Annotated in this window: 14 protein-coding genes and 1 tRNA gene; 7 read left to right on the forward strand and 8 right to left on the reverse strand. The window is 36.8% G+C overall.

All coding sequences use genetic code 11. The features are described 5' to 3' along the window. Positions 1 to 37 precede the first annotated feature (37 nt). From AAHH40_RS01325 to djlA, 3 genes are read right to left on the reverse strand one after another with little or no spacing between them, the layout of a single operon-like run. Positions 38 to 430 (reverse strand): hypothetical protein, encoded by a 393-nt coding sequence (locus AAHH40_RS01325; protein ID WP_342220332.1) that lies wholly within the window; start codon positions 428 to 430, stop codon positions 38 to 40. A gap of 11 nt (positions 431 to 441) precedes the next feature. Next, on the reverse strand, positions 442 to 1110 hold the full coding sequence (gene rpe / locus AAHH40_RS01330) for a ribulose-phosphate 3-epimerase (protein ID WP_342220333.1): 669 nt from the start codon (positions 1108 to 1110) through the stop codon (positions 442 to 444). After that, the gene (gene djlA / locus AAHH40_RS01335) at positions 1107 to 1931 is read right to left on the reverse strand and encodes a co-chaperone DjlA (RefSeq protein ID WP_342220334.1); all 825 of its coding nucleotides are present in this window, start codon (positions 1929 to 1931) and stop codon (positions 1107 to 1109) included. The genes rpe and djlA overlap by 4 nt, the downstream gene beginning before the upstream one ends. Positions 1932 to 2067: 136 nt before the next feature. On the opposite strand from djlA, the gene waaA reads away from it, so the two are divergent. After that, positions 2068 to 3336 (forward strand): lipid IV(A) 3-deoxy-D-manno-octulosonic acid transferase, encoded by a 1269-nt coding sequence (gene waaA, locus AAHH40_RS01340; RefSeq protein ID WP_342220335.1) that lies wholly within the window; start codon positions 2068 to 2070, stop codon positions 3334 to 3336. A gap of 6 nt (positions 3337 to 3342) precedes the next feature. Next, a complete protein-coding gene (locus AAHH40_RS01345; protein ID WP_342220336.1) occupies positions 3343 to 4008 on the forward strand; it encodes a riboflavin synthase subunit alpha in 666 nt (221 codons plus the stop codon). 1 nt (position 4009) lies between these two features. Here AAHH40_RS01345 and AAHH40_RS01350 read toward each other — a convergent pair whose 3' ends face one another. After that, complete coding sequence (locus tag AAHH40_RS01350; protein WP_342220337.1) at positions 4010 to 4675, reverse strand: HAD family hydrolase; 666 nt, start codon at positions 4673 to 4675, stop codon at positions 4010 to 4012. A gap of 119 nt (positions 4676 to 4794) precedes the next feature. After that, positions 4795 to 5763: a hypothetical protein gene (locus AAHH40_RS01355; protein ID WP_342220338.1), complete on the reverse strand. Its 969-nt coding sequence runs from the start codon at positions 5761 to 5763 to the stop codon at positions 4795 to 4797. A gap of 141 nt (positions 5764 to 5904) precedes the next feature. Here AAHH40_RS01355 and phrB point away from each other — a divergent pair, with 141 nt between their 5' ends. Together phrB and AAHH40_RS01365 are read left to right on the forward strand one after the other, a co-directional pair. Then, entirely contained in the window at positions 5905 to 7320 is a 1416-nt protein-coding gene (gene phrB / locus AAHH40_RS01360) for a deoxyribodipyrimidine photo-lyase (protein ID WP_342220339.1), read from the forward strand. A gap of 64 nt (positions 7321 to 7384) precedes the next feature. Further along, positions 7385 to 7729, forward strand: coding sequence for a hypothetical protein (locus AAHH40_RS01365; RefSeq protein WP_342220340.1), 345 nt, complete (start codon positions 7385 to 7387; stop codon positions 7727 to 7729). A gap of 4 nt (positions 7730 to 7733) precedes the next feature. Here the strand turns inward: AAHH40_RS01365 and AAHH40_RS01370 are convergent, their stop codons facing one another. Further along, entirely contained in the window at positions 7734 to 8150 is a 417-nt protein-coding gene (locus tag AAHH40_RS01370; RefSeq protein WP_342220341.1) for a hypothetical protein, read from the reverse strand. 124 nt (positions 8151 to 8274) lie between these two features. Here AAHH40_RS01370 and AAHH40_RS01375 point away from each other — a divergent pair, with 124 nt between their 5' ends. The 3 genes from AAHH40_RS01375 (at position 8275) to AAHH40_RS01385 (ending at position 12912) form a co-directional block, all read left to right on the forward strand. Further along, positions 8275 to 10668, forward strand: coding sequence for a hypothetical protein (locus tag AAHH40_RS01375; protein WP_342220342.1), 2394 nt, complete (start codon positions 8275 to 8277; stop codon positions 10666 to 10668). 272 nt (positions 10669 to 10940) lie between these two features. After that, on the forward strand, positions 10941 to 12062 hold the full coding sequence (locus AAHH40_RS01380) for a hypothetical protein (protein WP_342220343.1): 1122 nt from the start codon (positions 10941 to 10943) through the stop codon (positions 12060 to 12062). Positions 12063 to 12168: 106 nt separating this feature from the next. Next, positions 12169 to 12912: an oxidative stress defense protein gene (locus tag AAHH40_RS01385; RefSeq protein ID WP_342220344.1), complete on the forward strand. Its 744-nt coding sequence runs from the start codon at positions 12169 to 12171 to the stop codon at positions 12910 to 12912. Between the two features lie 21 nt (positions 12913 to 12933). Here the strand turns inward: AAHH40_RS01385 and AAHH40_RS01390 are convergent. Beyond that, positions 12934 to 13010: transfer RNA gene (locus AAHH40_RS01390), tRNA-Arg, on the reverse strand. Between the two features lie 1293 nt (positions 13011 to 14303). Beyond that, on the reverse strand, positions 14304 to 22463 hold the full coding sequence (locus AAHH40_RS01395; RefSeq protein ID WP_342220345.1) for an ankyrin repeat domain-containing protein: 8160 nt from the start codon (positions 22461 to 22463) through the stop codon (positions 14304 to 14306). Positions 22464 to 22694 lie beyond the last annotated feature (231 nt).

Genomic DNA, 22694 nt, shown 5'->3' on the forward strand with positions numbered 1-22694 from the left:
TTTTTTTAGCTCCCTGGTGCAGTCTTAGCTCAGATTATTAAGGGAGAAAATTGCTCGATACACAATTATTACCTTTAAAGCTTATATGGGTAATACGGCCGTCGGCGGTTGTCTCAAATGAAGTTCGACAAGAACGAATGATGGTTTGGTGTGTATTCCAAGGCTCATCATAACTAGAGAAAAGATTGCCATTATTGGTACGTAAAGGAGCGCGTTTGGGATCAGGTATAGAATACATCGTTTTTTGAGTGTACTGATAGATTTTATGGCCATTGGGCAGTTGGATCCCTGCATCAGGTTCACCCCATTTGGATATAAGGGTTTGAATATTTTTTCCCTGCCATTTATCTATTTGCTTTTGATAGTTTGCTGTACTAGCACAAGCGCTTAACAAAAAAAGGAGCACACAAGAGGTTAAAAAGAGACGCATATTATTTTTCCTTATAAATTTAATTCTGATCGTAATTCGGATAAAGTGACGGAGTAATCTTCAGTATTAAAAATACCTGAGCCTAAAATAAAAGTATCTGCCCCGGCTTTGGCGATTTCAGCAATATTATTTTTTTTAACTCCCCCATCCACACCTAAACGAATAGTAGATTTCTGAGTTGAGAGTAACTGTTTGGCAGCTGAAATTTTATTTAAAACTTCAGGAATAAAATGTTGCTCAGCAAAGCCCGGATGAACCGACATCATCAATAGTGAATCTAAATATTCCCATAGATTATCTAAGCAATTTAATGGTGTTTGTGGATTGATAGCTAAGCCTGCTTTACAGCCTAAATGACGAATTTGTTTTAAATTTTTAACGACATCGGTGCTGGCTTCCGGATGAAAGCTGATTTGATCCGCACCGGCTTCAGCAAAGCCATTAATTAAACGATCGACTGGGTTTACCATTAAATGCACATCAAGAAAAGTCTTAGGTAGATGTTTGCGTAAAGCACGACAGACTAATGGACCGAAGGTTAAATTGGGTACAAAGTGATTATCCATAACATCGATATGCAAACTATCGGCACCTGCTTGTAAAACCGCAGCCGATTCCTTAGCTAAGCAGCCCATATCGGCGGATAAAATTGAGGCGGAAATAATTAAGTCACGCATCATATCCCCTTAGCAGCACAAATACGATCGTAGGCAGCCTTAATATTTTGAGTTTTTTCAGTCGCTATTTTTATCATTTCTTCAGGTAAACCCTTAGCCAATAATTTATCAGGATGATGTTGACTCATTTGTTTTCGGTAGGCTTTTTTTATTTCGGCCGGCGATGCTTGTTCAGAGATACCTAAGATAGCATAGGCATCTCTTAGATTCAGCTGGTGAGGTGAGCGCGAAGATTGGTAGTATCCTTGTTGTCTCTGCCCGGAAGATTGCTGGCGGAAGGCTTGCTCAAAATTAAAAAGATGCTCAAAAAAGGTGAAATTGAGTGGCGCAAAACCTAAATATTGACAGATTTTCTGTAATACTCTTTGCTTATCCGCTGTGAGATGGCCCTCGGCTAAGGCAGTTTGCATTTGTATTTCGACAAAAAGCTTAAGTAATACCTTATTACGATGACAGGCTAGCACCAGTTTTTTTAGGGTTTCTTCTAAATTAAACGAGGCTTGTTTGCCCAGATTAAAAAGGTCGATAGCTTTTTGGCGCATGGTTTCGGTAAGACCTAAGCGGCTCATGATGGCTCTGGCAGCTTGAATTTCTGCCTCAGAAACCCTTCCATCTAGCTTTGCAATATGTCCCATCACTAAAAATGTGCTATCAAAAAAAACTTGTTGTGCGGTGCTTGGGTTGACCGAGGAAAAGGTCCAGCCCTGGTTTTGCGTAAGGCCACGATCAAAAAGGTGTCCAATAATGACACCTAATATAAGCCCGAATGGCCCCGCAAGAAGAAACCCAAAAAACCCGCCAACGAGTTTGCCCCAACTATTCATGCTTAAACCTAACCCATAAAAATTGCAATACGGCACTCTACCAAGGGGTATAAGACTAACAGGATATTATCTTGTCTTAAAGTTGAATAAGCGATAAGCTGACCCTTAGAATATCTAATTATAATTTTATTAAGTCATGCGATTCTTATATACAATAATTTTTTATTTATTGTTGCCGTTTATTTTATTGCGTTTATGGCTAAAAAATCGTAAAACCCCTAATGGTTTGCAATTTTGGCATGAGCGTCTAGGACTCGGCTTACGCCCGTTCTCACCCGGTGGCATTTGGATACATGCCGTTTCAGTCGGCGAATCCATGACAGCGATACCATTGATCAAGCTTTTACAGCAACGTTACCCGGGCACGCCCATTACTGTAACCAATGAAACGATAACAGGCGCTGAACGTATCCGCGTTGAATTGGGCAATAGTGTAACCCAGCTTTATTTTCCTTATGATTTACCTTTAGTTTTAAAAAAATTCTTTAATGCGTTACAACCAAAATTATTAATTTTATTAGAAACAGAGCTTTGGCCCAATATTTTAGCAATGTGTCAGTTGTATCAAGTGCCAGTAGTCCTTGTCAATGCTCGTTTATCTGAGCGCTCCGCTAAAGCCTATCGACGTATTTTACCCGTCATACGAAAAATGTTAAAAAGCATCGATGTCATTGCTGCACAGTTTCAAGCGGACGCCGATCGTTTTATCGCTTTAGGTTTTCCAGCTGAAAAAATCCAGGTGACGGGGAGTCTTAAATTTGATTTGACGCTTCCCCTGCAACTATCTGAACAGGCTCAGCGATGGCGGAAAATCTGGGGAGAAAATCGGCTAGTGTGGATTGCTGCCAGCACGCATCCTGGCGAGGAGGAGCTTATCCTCCAAGCTTTTACACAGGTACGCCGTTCTTTCCCAGATTTGTTATTAGTTTCTATTCCACGACATGTGGATCGCGTTCCTCAACTTGAGCAACTTTATAGCAGGCAGGCTTATAAGATTATCAAGCGTAGTGAGCATAATGACGCTGAAATAAGTGATGTCGATGTTTTTATCGGCGATACCATGGGAGAATTGCTTATATTTTATGCGGCTGCTGATCTGGCTTTTGTGGGGGGAAGCTTAGTGGAAAAGGGCGGACAAAATCCTCTAGAGCCCGCTGCCATTGGTTTACCCATATTAACCGGTCCTTATACGTTTAATTTTGCAACCATTACTGAACAGCTTAAACAGCGAAATGTGGAAATTCAGGTAAATAACGCCACAGAGTTAGCCGAACAAGTTATTGGTTTGTTATCTGATCCTGCACGACGCCAACAAAAGGCTCATGAGGCTAAAAAGTTTGTGGCAGAGAATAAAGGTTCTGTGTTAAAGCAAATGCAATTGATTGAAAATTTATTGGTAACTTAATTTCCTATGTACTCTGGAATTACGCAAGGTTTATTTATTGTAAAATCACTCGTTAAACGGCCGGGACTGTACCATTATAGTGTCGTTTTAACTGAAGAATTGGCAAAAGATTTAAAAATAGGTTCAAGTGTTTCTATTGACGGGGTGTGTCAAACAGTAGTTTCGATACATGGATATGAAGTCAGTTTTGATGCGATGCAAGAAACTTTAGCCAAAACCACTTTAAATGAACTATTTATTGGTAGAAAGGTCAGTGTGGAAAGGAGTGTAGGCTTTGGCGATGAAATAGGAGGGCATGAACTGAGTGGCCATATATTTGAGACAGGGATAGTTACCGATAAAAAAATCAATGGTGAGAATTTGTGTTTATCTATTCAAACTTCTCCGGCGTGTTTTGCTTTTATCAAACCAAAAGGTTATATCGCGGTGGATGGTTCCAGTTTAACCGTAGGCTTGACGGATAAAAAACAATTTAGTTTTGAAGTGCACTTGATTCCAGAAACATTACGCAAAACCAATTTTTCCAACAAAAATATCGGTGATAAAGTTAATATCGAACCTGATATGAAAACTATGGTGCTGGTGGAAACCGTGCAGAATTACTTTGCTAATATTGATGGCCGATTAACAGCCATAGAAAAAAAGCTACAGCAAATCGTACCAAGCAAGTAAATTAAAATAAAATAGCCAAAATATCCGCTAAGTGCTTAATCGTATAAGTGGGGTGAACAGCCAGACAAGCCTTTTCGTCACCATACCCATATTCTGCCCAACAAGAGTCAGCACCAATATTTTGTGCAAATAATAAATCGGCCGGTGTATCCCCTACCATTAAGATTTGTTTCGGGTTTATATCGTTATATTTTGGTTTTATGAAATCAGTATAAGCCATTGGATCGGGTTTTTTTCTCAGTGTTTTAGTATCGCCGATGACCATGTCTATATATTGTTTTAATCCGAAGCGTTCTAGGGCGGTCTCCACTGCTGCGACGGCTTTGTTACTGACAACCGTGAGTATGAAACCCGCAGCATGAAGTTGCGCTAATATTTCGGCGGCTTTAGGGAATGGCGCGCTTTTATCTTCACCCTCAGCTAAATAAATTGCTTCGTAGGTGTTTAATAAATGATGAATTTGCTGATGTGTAAGATCAGGGCTAAGAATATTTAAGGATTTTTCCATGCCTAGACCTGCACGTATGGTTTCATCGATGAAATCATGGTTTGGCATGGTCATATGCAAAATTTCATAAGTTCGCTTGATGCAAAATAATATGGCATCGTGTGTGGCGCAAAGTGTGCCATCAAAATCTAGGATAAGTAATTTATAATTGTTCATCATGTGCTACTTATGTGGAAATGCGTAAAAATCAACAAGCCGATTAATAAAAGTGTAGCTTCATAAGTTTAATTGGTAAAGAAAATTAAGCTATAGATAAAAAAACTTGATTATCTTATGAATTAATTAGACAGCGCTTGCAGGTGTGATGAGCTAGCAAAATTAGAGATTTCATCTTTCAACGCTTTCCATGCCATTAAGGAATGGGTTTTACTTTTAAAGAATGAAAGAAAGCCCCAGGGATCTCTATGTTGAGCGAGAAGCTTCCAGGTATCATGCTCATTTAATTTGGAGGAAATATTGCCTAATGCTTCACCGTTAGCAATAGATTTAGCCAGATTTTTAAATATACTAGTTTTTTCTGCGCCATTTTTTCGAAAACATTTCGGCTTTTCAAGATGAGTAATAATTTCAGCAATAATCGTTTGTAGATTTATACGAACCTGAATCTCTCTATCATATTGCTGTTCTGATTTGGAACGAGAAGGAATATATTCTACATAAGGAATTTCTAAATCTTGTAAATTAATAGAAGGATTATTTTTTAATGTAGAAACTGTATTTGTTAAAGATTGCGCACTACTAGGAAAAAGATATATTTTTTTTGATAATTGTTTGCCAGAGAAGATTTGTACACAGCATAATGGCGCGCTGTTTTCTGAAAAATTTTCAGGGATTTCATAGCCAAAATTAAAGTTCGCAGATGAATCGATACAGAATAAAGCGATTAAGTTTTTATCGAGTTCCTTAATTAATTTAGATTGGTTGTCAATTTTAAAACGAGATTTATTTTGAATAATTTCAGTTAATTTTAGATCAAGACCTATTTTTTTAAAAGTATTTAAAAAATTAATTTTATTTTCATCGTTAAAATATAGTGAATTATTAGCTCGTATTTTAACAATACAATTTCTTAAATCAGACTCTAACTGACTAAAGTTTATCTTGTGAGATTTTTTTTGAATAAAGCGAAGTTGAATATGAAACTTTTTATCTTCGCTGCTTTTGATATCACAAATAACAAGCGACTGACCATCAAAAATTTCGTAGTGTTTAGGAAAAAATTCTAATTTTAAATGAGAGTTAGGCATAGTGCTTTCATGAAAGTATCATTGTTTATTATTCTGTATAATATAGCATAATTTTAAAAGATGTATATTTCAAATAAGGAGATTTAAAATCATAATCTATAATAGTCAGATTATTTTTAATTTTAATTAAAAGGGAAAGCCATGAAAGGCCTGGTTTGGTTTCGTGAAGATCTAAGATTACATGATAATACGGCGCTGTATCATGCTGCCAAACAATGTACAGACGGAATTATAGGAGTCTATATTATAGATACCAGTTTCTGGAAAAAGCATCACATGGCGGTTTGTCGCGTCCAATTTTTACTCTCTGGATTGTTAGTATTAAGTCAGAATCTAGAAACTAGGGGTATTCCTTTATTAATTAAACAGGTTAAGAAAACTGCGGATATTGCTCAAGAATTATATCAATGCACAAAAAAATATAAGCTTGACGCTCTTTTTTTTAATAAACAATATGAAGTGGATGAAAAACAACGTGATCAAGCAGTGTGTGATTATTTAAATCAATTTGGTATCAAATGTAACACCTATGATGATCAAGTGATATTACCGCCGGGTATAGTGCAAACTAAACAAGGTAAAACTTTTAGTGTCTTTACCGCTTATAAACGAGCGTATCTACAATTTTTATTAAATAATCAAAATATAATTCCGCATTACTCACTCCCGAAACGACAAGATGGGTTAGAAATTCGATCGAGTAAAATTCCGCTTCACTTATCCGGTTTTTCCTCAACGATTATCTGGCCATCCGGCGAAAATGAGGCACAACGTCGATTAAAAAAATTTATTAAAAATGATTTATTTGATTATTATAAAACGCGCGATTTTCCAGCCTTATCCGGGACAAGTTTATTATCACCTTATTTATCGACCGGCATGATTTCACCCCGTCAATGCTTACTGGCCGCTTTAATGGCCAATAAAGGTGAGTATGATGGAGGTAACAAAGGAGCGACGACATGGATTAATGAATTAATCTGGCGTGATTTTTACAAACATTTGTTAGATGCAATACCACGACTATCAAAACATCAACCCTACCGATTAGAAACGGACAAATTAAAATGGCGATATAACGCAAAACAATTATTAGCATGGCAACAAGGAAATACCGGATATCCTATTGTTGATGCCGGCATGCGTCAATTAAAGCAACTCGGTTGGATGCACAATCGCTTACGTATGATAGTCGCGATGTTTTTAACTAAAAATTTGTTTTTCGACTGGCGCCTAGGCGAGGATTTTTTTATTCGGCATTTAATCGATGGTGATTTAGCTGCAAATAATGGAGGTTGGCAATGGAGCGCATCGACTGGGACAGATGCGACACCTTATTTTCGAATTTTTAATCCTATTCGTCAAAGCGAGCGTTTCGACCCGCAAGGCGATTTCATTCGCCAATATTGTCCGGAACTCGGTGCATTTGATGCTCGTACTATTCATGATCCACATCATCGGGCGCCGACGCTTGCTTTACAAAGCGGTTACGCTAGGCCGATCATAGATTTTAAAGCCTCACGCATTGCTACGATTAAAGCGTTTAAAGTACTTTAAAAAAGACTGGAAAACTTAGAAATTGTCGACTACCTTAAAATTTTCTTATTGATAGGGGCTATCTATGCAAGCAAAAAGGAATGGTAAATTGATTAAGCATGTGGCTTTTCTCATTTCATTATCGATGTATATGGTAAGTACTAATAGCTTAGCCCAATCTAACGTAATGAATGTTGCAATTCAAGGAATAGAAGCCAAAAAATTATTTACCTATCTGACCGGGCCGAAGGTACATGCGGATGCCGGAATGAGTAAACAATATTTACAAGGTATCAATGTAGTCTGCCAATATGTAACAGCCCCTATTTCACATAATGGAGTAAATGTGCCCATGGGCGACCCTTCTCGGTATTCGTGCACCATGAATTTTGATTACAATGGTTCAGCTGCAGCCACTACGCTCCCTTAAAAAGTTAGCCTTGTAAAATGGTTATATGATCGGACTGGTGAGAGAAACTTGAAGATTGGCCATCATCATTTTTTTGTTTAAAAAAACCACAGGTTTTTTGAGGGAAGAATATATGATGAAGTTTAAGCTTTGATTTTTCGATTTCTTTTTTTGTTGCTGTAATGTCGGCTCGAAGTTCGTGAATAAGCGTCTTGCAAGCAGCATACAAATGTTGATCATCCGCTAGTTTCTCTCTTAAATAATTAATTTTATCAGGGGGTAGATTTTCTTGTTGTAAGATCTGATTCAGTTGCTCTTCTGAATGTCTTACAAACCCTATAATTTTAACTTTTAACTCGAACTGTTTGATTAGTAAATTCCTTATAGAAACTAAATGTACCCGTTGTTGCTTGAGCTTGTATTTTATATCCCCACTATACATATTTATCCATTTTACCAAAAAAATATTTTAAGTAGCTTATTCTATTTTAAATATTGTGTAAATCAATTAACATATCTAAAAATGTAATTATTTTTTACCTTACATTTATCGCTTGAGATATGCTATGCCTAAGAATAAATATCAAAAACGACAACCACTCGATAATAGCTCGGTGGATCAATTTGAAATAGATACTGCAGACTCTAATTTTAATTTATTTTTCGATGATAAAAAAATAAAAGAAAAAACTCGTATTCAGATTTCTATTTTAAAAGATTTTTTTGAATCATATAAATCAAGTTCAGGTTATGAATGTAAGGATGCAATAGATACTGCAGCATTTGGTGATAAATTAAGTGCAAAATATTTAAAAAAACTTTTTGACTTATCTTGTCAATATGACTCTGAAGTTCAAGCTTTAGTAAAAATTGACCAGCAAGATTTGATATCTGTGGTTTTATTAAGTAAGCTACAATCCCTTATTTCTAACTTAGATGATAAAAAAAACTACGATTTAACTTGCAGGAAAATTTTTGCAATAATGAATCGACTGCTTCCCTATTATCCTATTACAATTCGCGATTACTTTGATTTAGAGGGGTTGTTTTATTCGTTGGAAAAAATGCGGATTATTTTTTTTAAAAATTTAAATGGTATTTTATTTGAAAAGCCAAAGTCTAACTCATTCAAACAAATGCAGATTTCTTATTTGTGTTCGATGTTATTGTGGGTTAGCCATTCAAAATCTAAAAATTTTAATTTATTCATAGATGCCTTATCAGTTTTAACGGAAGTTTTATCGGCCGAAGATCTAATAAATTTTATGTTTAATGCATACTTATTAACAGATGATGAAATAATTTCTATATTACCCTGTCCCTTGCGAATGGCAGATATTTTAATCAAATATTATCCTGATAAGATATTAAACGATATAAAAACTAGTTTTTTGGAGTTTCAGAAACAAAATTCTTTGCAAATGTCACTCAGACGGGAATTTATCGTTTTCATGGATAGAACATTAGATTTTGCTTTAGCGACTACTACCCTAAACAGAATGTTCATATTTGAATGTTATAATAAACATCTGTCTTTAATTGACAATATTTTTTTAATGTATATTTACAAGTTAGGAATCTATGACCCGGACAAAAATCCTAATTTATTGGAAGAAGAAATTGAAAAAATTCTGCTTGAAAATCCAAAAGAACCCATTGCACTAATATGCAAGAAGATCTTATTAATGAGGAATAAATGGCAGGCCTGTGACCGTGCCAATCGTCAAGCTTATGCACAATCAGCACGAGAAGCGATAAAGCTTGCAGAACAAGAAAAGATTGAAATCGACACCCGCAAAGTATTATCAACACAATCTATACAACAGCCCAGTAAACAAACAATCCAAGCCGCTCAACAGTTTGCAGAAAGAAAATTAAAACAGGCCAAACAAGAAGAGGAAGCTTTAGCGATTAAAAAAAATCAAGCTGCAAAACTTGTGCCGCATTCTTTTATAGATCAATTTCAAAATGAGCTAACTAAGAAATTTTCAACTATTCCTAATGAAAAATATCGAGAACAAGAAAACCTATTTAATAGTAAAGAACAAATTCTTACCAAAGAAATTGCTGAATATATGGGGTTAACGTCCATAGAAAAATTATTAGACAAAGCCTTATTAAAGGAACTAGAAACGTGTTCATTTTCTTTAAAAAATGAGATTCGAGAGGATGAGTTACATACTCTTTTATTATTATATATTAATTTGCTGGATATTTTTTTAAATAGAATCAGCAATAAGATGCAGATTTATAAAGAGCAATATGTACCGTTAATAACGAAAATGTTTAATAGACATGGCCAAAAGAATTTTTCGCATGCAGATCACATACTTAATAGGCAGATCAAGCAAGATTCAACGCTAATTCTAGATAATCTAACGGTCACTAATGATTACTGTGAATGTATATTGATCATTTTTGATATTATCAATCTCTTAAAGCTTCAACTAAAAGATAATGAATTTTATAAGATATGGAATTTGCCTATTAACTTTAGAAAAGATGAATATAAAGATAACTATAATAATGCTTCAGCTAATTTGACACAATTTCGAAGTTATCTTGAGCATAAAAGGAAAGCTTGCAAGAACCTTGGAAGAACATTAAATAAAAATAAAAAAAATGATCCTGAAATCAACGAAAAAGAGATCAGCGAGAAATTAGAAAAGTTGCTGGATGCTATTTCTAAAATAGATAGCCGAATAAATGAAAATGACTTGCTAAAACAAAATTTCCCTAAGATCCTGCTAAGTAAAGAAGCGCAAGTACGAGAACAACAAATTCAAAATACCGTCTTTGATAAGGAGAAAGGGCGAATACCTATTCCCTATAACCGCAATGAGGTAAGGAGAAGCCAAAGTGTTGCGGATCTAAGGTTTTTCACATACGAATCACAAAGTAATACAGGCAAAGAAAAAAACCTTAGCTCAAATATTAGTCACCGAAGAATGAGTATATGAAATAAATTTCGGGGCTAAAAACCTCAGCTTTCTAGGACTGTACTAAGCTTCGCTGGTAGTATTAAGAAAGCTGATTCGACAGCTATCTTTCCTCTATTTTCTGTCCCTATGCGAGACAGGCAAAATACACTAAATCTGCATTAATAATGCCTTAAGCTAATGCCTATATAGTGGATATTGGAAAGAGGATATATCAGAAAATATCCAGGTTGCTTTATAGCCTCTAACTGAAGGCTATTAAAAATAAAAAGAGTTCTATGAAAGGGGCCATAATGAGGGACTTCAATAAATTGAGAGATGATTCTTTTTTTGAAAAGTATTTTAGGAAAAATTCAGAGATTAAAGTTCGTCCATTCCTGCATAGTTCAGATAATCTTTACTTTGAAAAAGCCTATTTAGAGTTTCTTAAATCCAATCCGACTATCCAAGATATAGCGGCTATTTATTCTGAAATGGTCATTGATGCTGCAGCAGCTATTGATGCTGCGGTGTCTTCTGATGTGACAGCAGCTACTATTGCTGAATCAGTGATGAATTGGTTTTACACCTTATTCAATGGTGTAATAGCTGTACTCTCTCTACTAAAACACATGTCTCTACCTATCGCCATTATAGGTGCTGCTTGGAATCTGGTAGATACGCTCGGGACATTTATACTTGCTGCCAAAGAAGGAGAAAACCATGATGCATGGTCTCAAGGCATCAATATAGTATCTGGCATCCAGATGCTAGCGGGTACCATTGCAAGTCTGCTATTAAACCCCGATATAGTCTATATAGGGATCCATGCATCATTGGGTCTTTCAGCTATTGCAGCGGGTGTGTCCAGTTTTGCTTTCGCAGCGGCTATGTTTTTCTCTTGGGCCCTAGAACATCGTGAGGTAAAATTACACGCTGCCAGAATAAACTATTTAAATAAAATAATTGAAAATGTGGAATCAACAGCAATACAGACAATGGTCGGTAAAGTAGCCAATGATTATCAAGAAGCAAAAAATCAGGGAAAAGAAATAGCTTTTCTAAATGGGCTTACACCTCAATCACAGGAGTGTAAAGAGTTACTGAAATTATTAAATTTTCGTCAGCATCAACAACAACAATTGGAGATACACGAACGTGCTCGATGGTCATGGGGTTTATGCGCCGTATTTATGACCGCTGTTGCCATCGTGTCGGTGACTGTAATTGCGCTTGGCTTAAGTGCGGCTACTTGCGGAATTGCCGTAGCTGCAGTATCTTTCGCGGCATTTTTGTGTAGTGCGTTGTATCGTAACCAACCTGAAGTTGTCGAGGCTGCCAAGACGATAAAAAACAATAGCCACAGCTTTTTTAAGCCCCAACCGATTAGTTGTCGTTCAAATGATATCCTTCTTTACCCTCGACTATCTATCTAAACTAGCTGAGTTGCTTAATAAGTGAAAAAACGGCATTCTTAAATCAAAACAAGCATGGTTTTTTCCTAGAAAAATAGTACTATCTATATTTGAGATCGGAGGCAACGTGAAGTTGAGAACATTGACTTTAGCCGTAATCATAGGATTAACCTCATTCGGTTTAATGCTACCCATTAATGCTGACGAAATGCCAGCAGGCCCACATCTCAGCACTACAGGCAACGCCAGCATTGATGTAACGCCAGATATTGCCACTATCACGATTGAAGTGAGCTACTCAGCTAAAGATGTCGTTGCAGCTAAAAAACAGGTTGATAAACGAGTGTCACAATATTTTGATTTTCTACGTAAAAACGGTATTGAGCAGAAAGATATTAATGCGGCTAATTTAAGTACACAACCGGAATATGATTATCAAAAGGCAGGAGAAACGAAGCTGAAAGGCTATCGTGCCGTACGTCAGTTGCAAATAACAGTACGTCAGCTAGCTAAACTTAATGAATTATTGGATGGCGCGTTGAAGATGGGATTGAATGAGATTCGCGCTATAAAATTAGGCGTAGCAAACTCAAATAACTACCGTGAACAAGTGCGTAAAAAAGCCATTCAGACTGCTATTTTACAAGCAAATTCATTGGCTGAGGGTTTTAAGCTTAAACTGGGACCTGCTTATAGTATTCATTATCAGGGAGATAATGACCAATCTATGCCAGGACCTGTTATGTTTTTACGAACGGAAAACGCGATAGCAAATAACGCAGATAAAACTTACCAACAACAAACTATCCATTTTAAGGATCAGGTTGATGTAGTATTTGAATTGCAAAATGACATCAGCGCAGTCAAATAAAAGAAATAATAGGGATTTTACTGGTGCGCCCGGAGGGACTCGAACCCCCGACACCCAGGTTCGAAGCCTGGTACTCTATCCAGCTGAGCTACGGGCGCGTGTTCCCAAAGAGCTCGGCATTCTAACAGTTTATCCTTCATCCAGCTAGCCTCCTGCTTAAGCAATTTGGTAGTGATATAGGGAATTTGTAACAACTCTCCCGCTGCTTTCTTAAGATGGTTACTATTTAAATGCGCATAGCGCAGGACCATTTCAAAAGAAGACCATCTCCCAATTGTTGTAGCTGAATTACGAATACAGCGGATGGTTTGATCATCGCGGTGGATCAAGCCAGGAACAGTCGTTTATTCGCAACCGTTCACCGATAGCTTAGTGGCCTATGCACATAAAGGGGCGATTAATGTTATTAAGCTCTTCTCGTGTTAACCCAGATTTTAAAGAACAGTACCAACAACAGGCGAAGTTTTCCGAGCCCAGTTACGGTGCTTCTATGTGGTAATTTTTTAAAACAATTGATTGAACCCGAAATTGCTTTAGAAAAAATAGCACCCGTAGCAGGATTGCATCCGCATTTTTTTCAAGTAGCTGCGCTACCAAATCACTGTTTTGTGCTTTCACGGCATTGTGCAAGGTGTAATTTAATGCTTCAGGTTCATCTAGAAGACTACAGTCAGGTACTTGCGAGTTTGTAATTGTTCTATCTATTTCTTATTTATCTATCATAAAAATAATCCTTTTTTTATATTAAAAAGAGATTAACACAAAATTGAAAATGAATGTGGAGAAGTCAATGGATAAGCTCATTTCCACTAAGAATGGATTAAATTAGAACATTTTAGGTTGAGTCGATAGTGGATTTTGATGTGACGAAAAGCGCTTTGATCTTCCAAATATGACTTAGCATAGCTATCAAAATAGCTTTTAAAGTTTTTAATAAAAACTAGTTTCATTCTTGGCGGCAACAATTCATCTATGTTACTCGAAGTTTCCAAAAGAAGCCTGCTACTTAGTATATTTATTAACTCCCTGAGTTTTGTAACTATCCACGTACTGTGTTTGGAGCTTCTCTTGGTTCAGCAATGCTTCGACGAGGATAACCATTTTTTTTCTTCCATAGTTAATAGGCATAAGATAGCCATCTCCGAATACTTTTTTGGCTTGCCGCGTTTACCTATGGATTTAGTTGTGTATTATTACCCATCGTGAACACTCAGTGTAAATAACCCATTCCAGCAATTGATGAAGCGGTCGTTGCTCATCATCATAGTATTTGCTGTTCACCTTCATAATAATACACATTTAGTGGCATGCCATTCAGCTACAGATTCTTCATCAAATCATAAAATATGGCTTCCACGTTTCACTAAAGATTTGTTATATTCACTCCAATATTATTTTGAGCTTGAATAGCCCATGATTGGTATAGAGTCACCCTCTTCTTTTTTGGCAGAACCATTGAAAAAATGAGTATTCATGATCATTCGCGTGGCTTTACGTGCCCCTATATTGGCACCTGCATAACAAGTCCAATTCAACAACATTGTTAATTTATTTTCTCCATTCTCATCACCGGTGAAAAAATTAAACATAGCTTGTAGAAAGAAAAAATTATAAAGAGTTTGGATACCCCTTTTTACTTGTTTACATAAGGGTCTACCACTGGCTTCTAATCCTATTAACAGACTCTGTAAACTAGCAGTTATAAATAGGTTGGATAGAAAAACTACCAGAAAGGGAGAAAGCGTGTCTTCAAGCTCTAATTCATTCACAGAACTTGATAAGAAGTAGCGAGAACTCATAATCATCGCATCCAGAAAAGTTCTAAGCACGGTAAAACTAATCAATCGATTTGGATAGGACTCAACGAGTTTATCGAAGATTTCACCCACACTACCTGCAATAGCCCCTGTACCCAATTCCATGAGAGGTTGTCTCCACTTGGAAGGGGGAATGATTCGCTTTGTACTGAGTGCCGTTGTTTTAAAACACTGTTTTGACTTTAGCCCTTTATCTTTATCACAGGTATTTTTAGTTCTATGAAGTACTCGCGCACTAGATCCGCTGGACAGCAATGCTTTTTGCTTTTTATCGGCAAAAAAATGAGTCATATGGCCTATAAGTGCCTGCAATATACCTGAACTTCTAACAGCGCTGCTGACAATCGGTGTTACTGCTAACTCAGATAACTGGATAGAACGGCGCGCTCTCGTTAGAAAATCTGTTGGATGATTTCTTGGGTGCCTATCGAAATCTGTATGATTGCTCAACGACTGAAAAGCCATGGCATATAACTCTTCTTCATGAGCGATTTGTGCTTCATCCCAAGTCGCTACGTTAATTTTCGCTAATTCTTCCTTAATAACTATCCTTTTATTTAAAAATTCAATCGATAAAGTTTCTAACTTAGGTTCATTATAAAAATTTTCAAGTAAAATAGTCAGCGGTTCGACTATTGTTGAGTAGTTACTGAGCGTATTGGTCAATCTTAAGTTATTTCCATCCCTGAATAACTCATAGGATTCATAGTTTCTAGGAATAATAATGACTGTATTTTCCTCTACGTCTCTGATCCCTACGTTAATAATTTCATGACTTTCCTTAAACTCTAAAGGGACCGGTACCAAACGTAGATTTGAGAGCGGTCCAAACACTTTAAGTGGAGCGACATTCAAAATAACATGCAAATCTCTATACCACTCATCAATCAACGCATCCTTCACGCGAACAGTCATAATCTCATGTACTGCTTTGGCTCGTCTTGATTTGACGGTAAGCAGAAGGAGTATATCGTTTCCTAATCTATTTGATGCATTGGGCGGCACGAAAAGAATCTCAGCGGTTGCATTAAACTCAGTTCGAATTTGAGCGGTTAGCGCTCGAAGATCTAAGCTATCAACATGACTATCGCCTTGATGGTGATAAAGGACCACTTCGCCTAAAGGAGTTATAGGAAGTTGTGGGAGTCCCGAGTCAATCACAAAAAGACTTTCACCGCCATTACCATGAAGATGGGTCTTGTGCGAGCGCGGATCATTGTGCATCACCTCGTGTTTACTATGTCCTATAACGGCAACCTCATTCCGCGGACCTTGTATAATACACGTCATATCAAGACGACCAGCTATTACGGCATAGTGATCGATAATAGTTGATAGGCTTTGATCGGTATTAAGAAAAAGATAGAGATTCTTGTCACCTAGCTTAAGTTCAACACCATCTTTAAAATAAAATAAGGTGTTGTTCGATGAAATAACGCTTACTTTCAGTTTAAAATTATCTAATTGAAATTCAATATTCTGCCTGAGTGGATCATCTATCGAACGCTGCGTCAATATTGCCGATACGTCTGCAACGGTCGCGTTGAATGTAAACTTGTGTGTACTCGACCCTGCAAGCACGGGTAAAGCAACTGAAATTTCTCCCACGCCGGATTCAATATCGTAGTTGAAGTTTCCTGTACTTGCTTCATTCGTTAAGACAAGGTTCCCAGTTAGTAACACTTTCATCTCATGATGGCAGTGGTCATCAGGGATTAGGATCTTATCAGGGTTCTCAACGGTCGGTCCACCTTGGGTGTCAAGTACTTGGGTACGGCAGCCTGCAGTAACACTGTAAGCCTTTTCAGAGCTTCCAAAAACTCTTTCTATACCGGTAAAAGAGAATTTTTTATTCCCATTATATCGCAAATAACCCATAGGTAAGTTAACTTCTATTTGATCTTGTGCCGGCTGAAACCCTGACAATATTAGAGTATCTATTCCTCCGTTAGCATGAAGATCACCGGATATCTCCTGCGCTTGAACAATAAAAATATCGTCTTGGTTTCCTCCTTTAAGGTTTTTATAGCCATCAGAAACTAGAAAATAATTAGTTTTGTTTAAAAAACCCGCAGCATAATCATGATGTTGACCTAGATCAATAAGAGCAGCATCTCCCGTAGCGCCATTATTCATAATACCTATCGCCGCATTACATTTATAAGCCCCCTCTACAGGAATAGCTTCAGAATCTCCGGTAGGTAAGCAGATAAAAGTGCTTCCTGCTGGACTAGCTGGCTTTACTCTGCTTAATTTAAAGCCATGTTGCTTTTCCCGAAGGGATACAAAACTATTGTTGACCTCGGAAAAAACAGGCTCGCATACCGTTTTTTCATTGCTGCACTTCCCTGCGAACACGAGACCACCTCCATCTGAAGGACACCTTCGCTCTCCAATAACAACACGACACTTCTCAGCTATTTCTTCAAGGGCTGAAAAAATGTAATATTTAATCGCCGGGTGACTTTTTAGAAATTCCAGTTTCTCTACCAAAAATTGCTTGTAATGTTCGATTAAATCGGCCATTTTTTTAATATAGGCTTCGGGTGCTATCCCTAGAAAAGCACGCCATCCCTCTTTAAACTTCTCCCAACCCGACAAATGGATCAAATGATCCAGGCGAGCGACTGAACGAACCGCATCATATATTTGTACCCCCAACATAACGAGAGCACCCACCACTTCGCCGGCGGGTCCCGTGATAGCCGAAATTCCGGAAAACATTCCCGCAATCTCTCCCACTTCTATCCCAGCTTCCAATAAATCAATGCCTAAATTAACACCATTGCTAATCACTCCCCCCAGCGCCTCCTCATCACCCTGTTGCAACGCCTTTACTTGATTTGCAAAATCAATCGCAATTAATATGGATGTTCCCCGACGCAAAAAGGGTGTACCTATTTGTAATGATTTACCTAGTAATTTATTTCCAGCGGCTGCCAAACTCTCTCCTTTACTAGCCAAGCTGGCGGATAACTTCCCAAAAGCATGGCCGCCTCCCATAAACCACCCAAGATTGATAGCAATTGTTTTACCATCGTCTTTTATTAAGGCCTTCAATGTATCGGTGGCCATCTGCGCCCGCATCGGGATGGAAACAATACGTGCAGCCAGATCAACATGTGGCCTTATGCGATTAATATGATGACCCAGTCTTTGTACTGCGGGTTCGCTGTCTCCAGAAACTTTACTCGACCCAGCCAATTGCAAGAGCTGGGTTCGCTTTGCTGCGCCTGAATCTTTAAGCAGCTCAAGGAAACCTGCACTATCAAGATCAATTTTATTGATATCACGCGGTTTTTCTTTTTCTAAATTGATTTTGTCAATGTCGTCCCAGGAAAATAAACAAGCTTCAGCTTCCCTTTTCCGCCGGCTTGACAGACAGTTTTTTTTATTAGCCGTACTCTCATCATCCAATGCGCTAGAAGGTCTTTTCAGATTATTTTGTTTGCGTTCATTCAATAATTTTTCAATCGCTTCATCACCCACAGCCAAGTCCAATGCTGTTTTACCATCCTTATCCTTAAGATTAAGATCAATGTCTTTACATTCTAATAATATGTTTACTACTTCAATATGTCCTCCTTTAACGGCCAAATGCAGAGCAGTCCAATGATCCGCGCCCTCTCTAGCATTAACATCAGCCCCTTTATCTAGGAGATACTTTACGATGTCTAAGTGACCTTCTTCAACCGCGTTGTGCAAAGGAGTAGCACCATCACTTGCTGCAACGTTAACCTTAAGCTTTTGTTCATCTATAAGGTATTTAACTATCTCCAAGCTACTATCACGGGCACTAGTAGCCAGGTGTAAAAGAGTTTCTCGTTCAACAGTAGTAAATTGTTTAAGGTGAGGATGCTTTTTCAGCAATGCTTTAAGCAAATATAGATTGCCTCCTTCCATAATATGTTTTATATATCTCTGCCCTAAGGTTTCTGAAAAAACTTCGCTTGATTTCCTCTCGACAGAATCTTCCAATTCCACATTACTTTCGACAGAACTTTCCAATTCTATATTAATTAATGGTTGCTCCATTATCCAGTTAAGATGAACCATGTCATCAAGATTTGCCCCGCGGGATAAAAACAAGTTAACTAATTTAAATTTAGCAGGGGTACTTTTATGCCCATCGATATACCGTATAGGAGTCCATTTAAATAATGTATCTTCCGTGTTGATATGGCTAGCTACGTCGGTAAACTGTAACAATTTGTCACAGGCAGCGTAATCACCCTTCATAGCAGCTAAATGTATAGGTTTTCTACCAAAAAGGTCAGGACTATTTCTATCGCCTATAATTTTTGATAGCGTTTCTATACGCTCGTAATTGCGGTTTAGAATAGCTGTATGTAAACGAAGGTCTTTCGTTACGATTCCATCGATAAACCGTTGAACTCCTTCTCCAGCACGCTCCTCATAAAAAATATCGAAAGCACTACGTATAGTAGTCGCTAGCCGTACTTCTAACCCTTCAACAAGTGTATCCTCAAGTAAATTCTCAGAATGAGCTATGGCTATTCTTTCTTGTTCTATTTGTTGTTGTTGTTCTTTAAATATATCCACAAGCTTCTGAGCAGCAAGATATTCAGCAAATGTCAAGTGAACAAAGTTAGGTTTTCCATCAACAATACGATCAACAACACCAGCATATCCTTTACCTTCTTTCATCTCGCTGATTAAAATTTCTATTTTTTCCATTTTTCCAGGAAGTAATTGATTGATCTCCCATTCTGCATCTATACTTTGTTTGCTGACTACTTCAAATACTACGTACAAAGCCAATAGTTGACGTTGTTCTAAAAATTCATCATATGTCAGCTTATCACTGGCATCCATATGTGTTTGTTTAGCAGAGAATTTGTTAAACTTATCTCTGATAAACTCTTTGTAAAAATCAACTAAATTAAAATCTGTACCTAATGAAAACTCATTTGCATTAGGGTTATTATAAAACGTGTTAAATTTATTTTGAAAATGCTCAGCCGCCATTTTTAGTTGTAGTGGTATCGCAGTAAACTTTTTATCTGAACTTATCTTGCTAGTAAAAAAATCAAGAAATTTTTCAGTACAGAACGTTAAACGCTCCTCATTTATTTCCTCTACTAAATGAGTGCTAAAGAACTTTTTTAAGAACTCTTTTTGACCCGCTTCAGATAATGGATTTAATGTATATGAAGCTCCTTTCAATGCTTCTTCTAATGTCGTACGCGCATGCGTGCGAGTAGTCACCCATAGTTTTTTTGCTTGCGTTTCTTTTAGTACAGTAAGTAACGTAATGACATGCTTTTTACAGGTGGGGCTCATTTCATCAAACCCATCAAAAAATAATGCCACTTTATCTGGTCGACTTAAGTTGTTTTTAAACAGCTCCTTCTCCAAGGTATTTTTTAAACTCATTAGCTTTGATAAGAAATCGATTGCTTTTACTCTGTTGAGGTTATCAAAATTTTCTTCACTGAACGCTTGTACATGTTCAATTAAGTTAATTTTAATAACCCAAGAAAATGGACTTTCTTGCTTTTCTTGCTCTGCCAAACGAGTAAGTACTACAGATTTCCCCATGCCAGGCTTAGCCGCTATAATTGCTATTCTATCTTCAATACGTGTTAAGGTTTTTTTATCTCTAGTAACTTGATTAGAAGATTTTGGATCAATTTTTTTTAATTCATGATCAAATGTACGCCCTACATAACATACTTTATCTATGTCAGTTAATTTAGGAACTTCCTTACCTATGCTTACCTCATCACCATTAACTAACTTAGACAGTACTTCTTCATTTATTAGATTTTTTTGAGGGTCGCTTATCAAATAACCTAAAGGTGTCTCTTTTCCTTGGAAACTCACTGTTTTACCTAAAATTATAGCTTGCGCAGTAGGCGTCAGATCAGACAGGCCTCCTATGTTATCTCTGTTTTCTTGATATTTAGTTCGTAGTTGCGCATCATTTTTGAATGAGCTAGCTAAACCACCATCACCATTTTTAGTAATTAAGATAATTTTTTTCTTGGGATTGTTATTTACAATAGTCTTTAGCTCTGAATATAAAGCGTGTATATTACTACCTGGCCCATTTTTGCATTCAATGACGAGTAAATCCCCTGTACCTTGTGCCCTAAAAGCGTCCAATACTTCATCTCTTAGTCGTAACAGCTTGCTTAAAGGTACAAAAATATAACTATCTCTTTTTTCTTTATACACAGACGAACCTAGTAAAATTTGATTTACTTTAATAGCGCTTAATCTAGTATTTTTTGGCGCTTCAAGGTTTAAGATCTGCTTTGAATTGATACTTGAACCTGGATTTAAAAAGTTTTTAACCTCTGTTAATTGGTCATCATTAAAGCTAACACCCAGCTCTGTTAGTTTTTTGCTATACGCTGAAGTTGGCCCAAGCATGACTAATTTAGTCACTTTTCCTTTTGTATCTGCAAAAAATTCCTCACCATCTGCAGGTGAAAGAAATTTACCTTCTTTTTCCTTAAACCAATCTAGCATGTCTCTGAGAAATTTATCTGTAACAAGATTGGCATCAATCAAGTTAAATTCCTCACCCATCTCTTGACTAATAATTTTTCCCAGCTCAACCTCATTGGGCTGATCGACTGCAAATATTAATTTTTCAAGAAACTGATTTATCTCTGTGTCTATGTCTGTGTTTACGTTTATTTTATTTTTATTTTTATTTAGTTCTTGTACTTCTTTTTGTACTTCACTACCTTGTTTTAAGTGTGCTATCAAATCATTGTTAGCGAGTAATTTATACCTCGTACCGCCATCCTTAAAAAAGACATCATTTCCTGTCATTGCTTCAACTGAAATCTTTTTCCCTTTATTTTTTCCAGCGCTCACTTCATTAAGCTGAATGGGTTGGCCTACTATTGTATTACTTAAATCAAAATTGATGTTAGTACAGATAGTAAAGTCTTCTAGATTACCGTTGAAATCGGGATTATTTTTGATTTTTAAGTAAGAAATAAAATACTTTTCCAAATTGAACTCACCATTCTTATCAGCGGTGAGTAAGTCTCCTATTTTTATTTTTTTGCTTTGATCTTGCTTATGTTTAGCTTGTAGAAAACGGTATTTTACTTGGTTTTGATCATTGTATTTAAATACCAAATCATCAAATTTTTCAGCCGCATCCCATTCTGTCGATAAGCGAAAGTCATAGTTTTCACTTAACCCACGTTTAAGAAAAAGCATTAATAGCTTTAACTGATAAATGTTGCCATGCAAACTATTCTTAAGTCCAGATGAGGGATAATTCACTTCATCTCCTAGCTGTGGAGTAAGGTTAGCACTAACACCTGAGGGTCCTGCGTGTACTAGTGGACCTGGATTTAACTTAGCCATGATGCTTTGCTTATTAGAATAGGTACTAACATCTAAATCACTTGCTAAGTCAAAGGCTGTTTTATCTTGCCTATTCTTAATAGACTTATCTATACCAGCCTGATTAATGAGAAGCATAATAATATCTTCATGTGCTTTACTGGCAGCAACATGCAGTAGCGTATTATCGTGATCATTTGCATCCATACTATTAATATTTTGGATGGGTTGACTAAGTAAGTTTTGAATTTTATTTATCTTATCTTTTGGGGGATTTCCTGTTTTATGTTCACGAATAGCAGTGAATAACTTTGCAATATTAGTGTCCTTAGGATCGTATCGGCGCACTCTAGATAGCATCTCATTATTAATTGCTACAGGTTTTTCAATGTAAGGCATTTTTTTTATTTTTCTCTGTGTATTGAAATTAGGCGGGCGCGAAATATAACGATAATTTTTGATTCTGTATAGTGATTTTATTAAAAAAGATATTGGTACCTAATAAAATTATTAACAAATAAATAAAAAACTAACCAACAGACAAATTTCTTAGATGACACATGACATTAAGAAAAACTTTCGCCATAACCTTATTAAAACAATAGGAACTGATGGACCGTTATTTAATAA

Origin of the sequence: Rickettsiella endosymbiont of Miltochrista miniata (assembly GCF_964031245.1) — a bacterium.
Taxonomy (GTDB): Bacteria; Pseudomonadota; Gammaproteobacteria; order Diplorickettsiales; family Diplorickettsiaceae; genus Aquirickettsiella.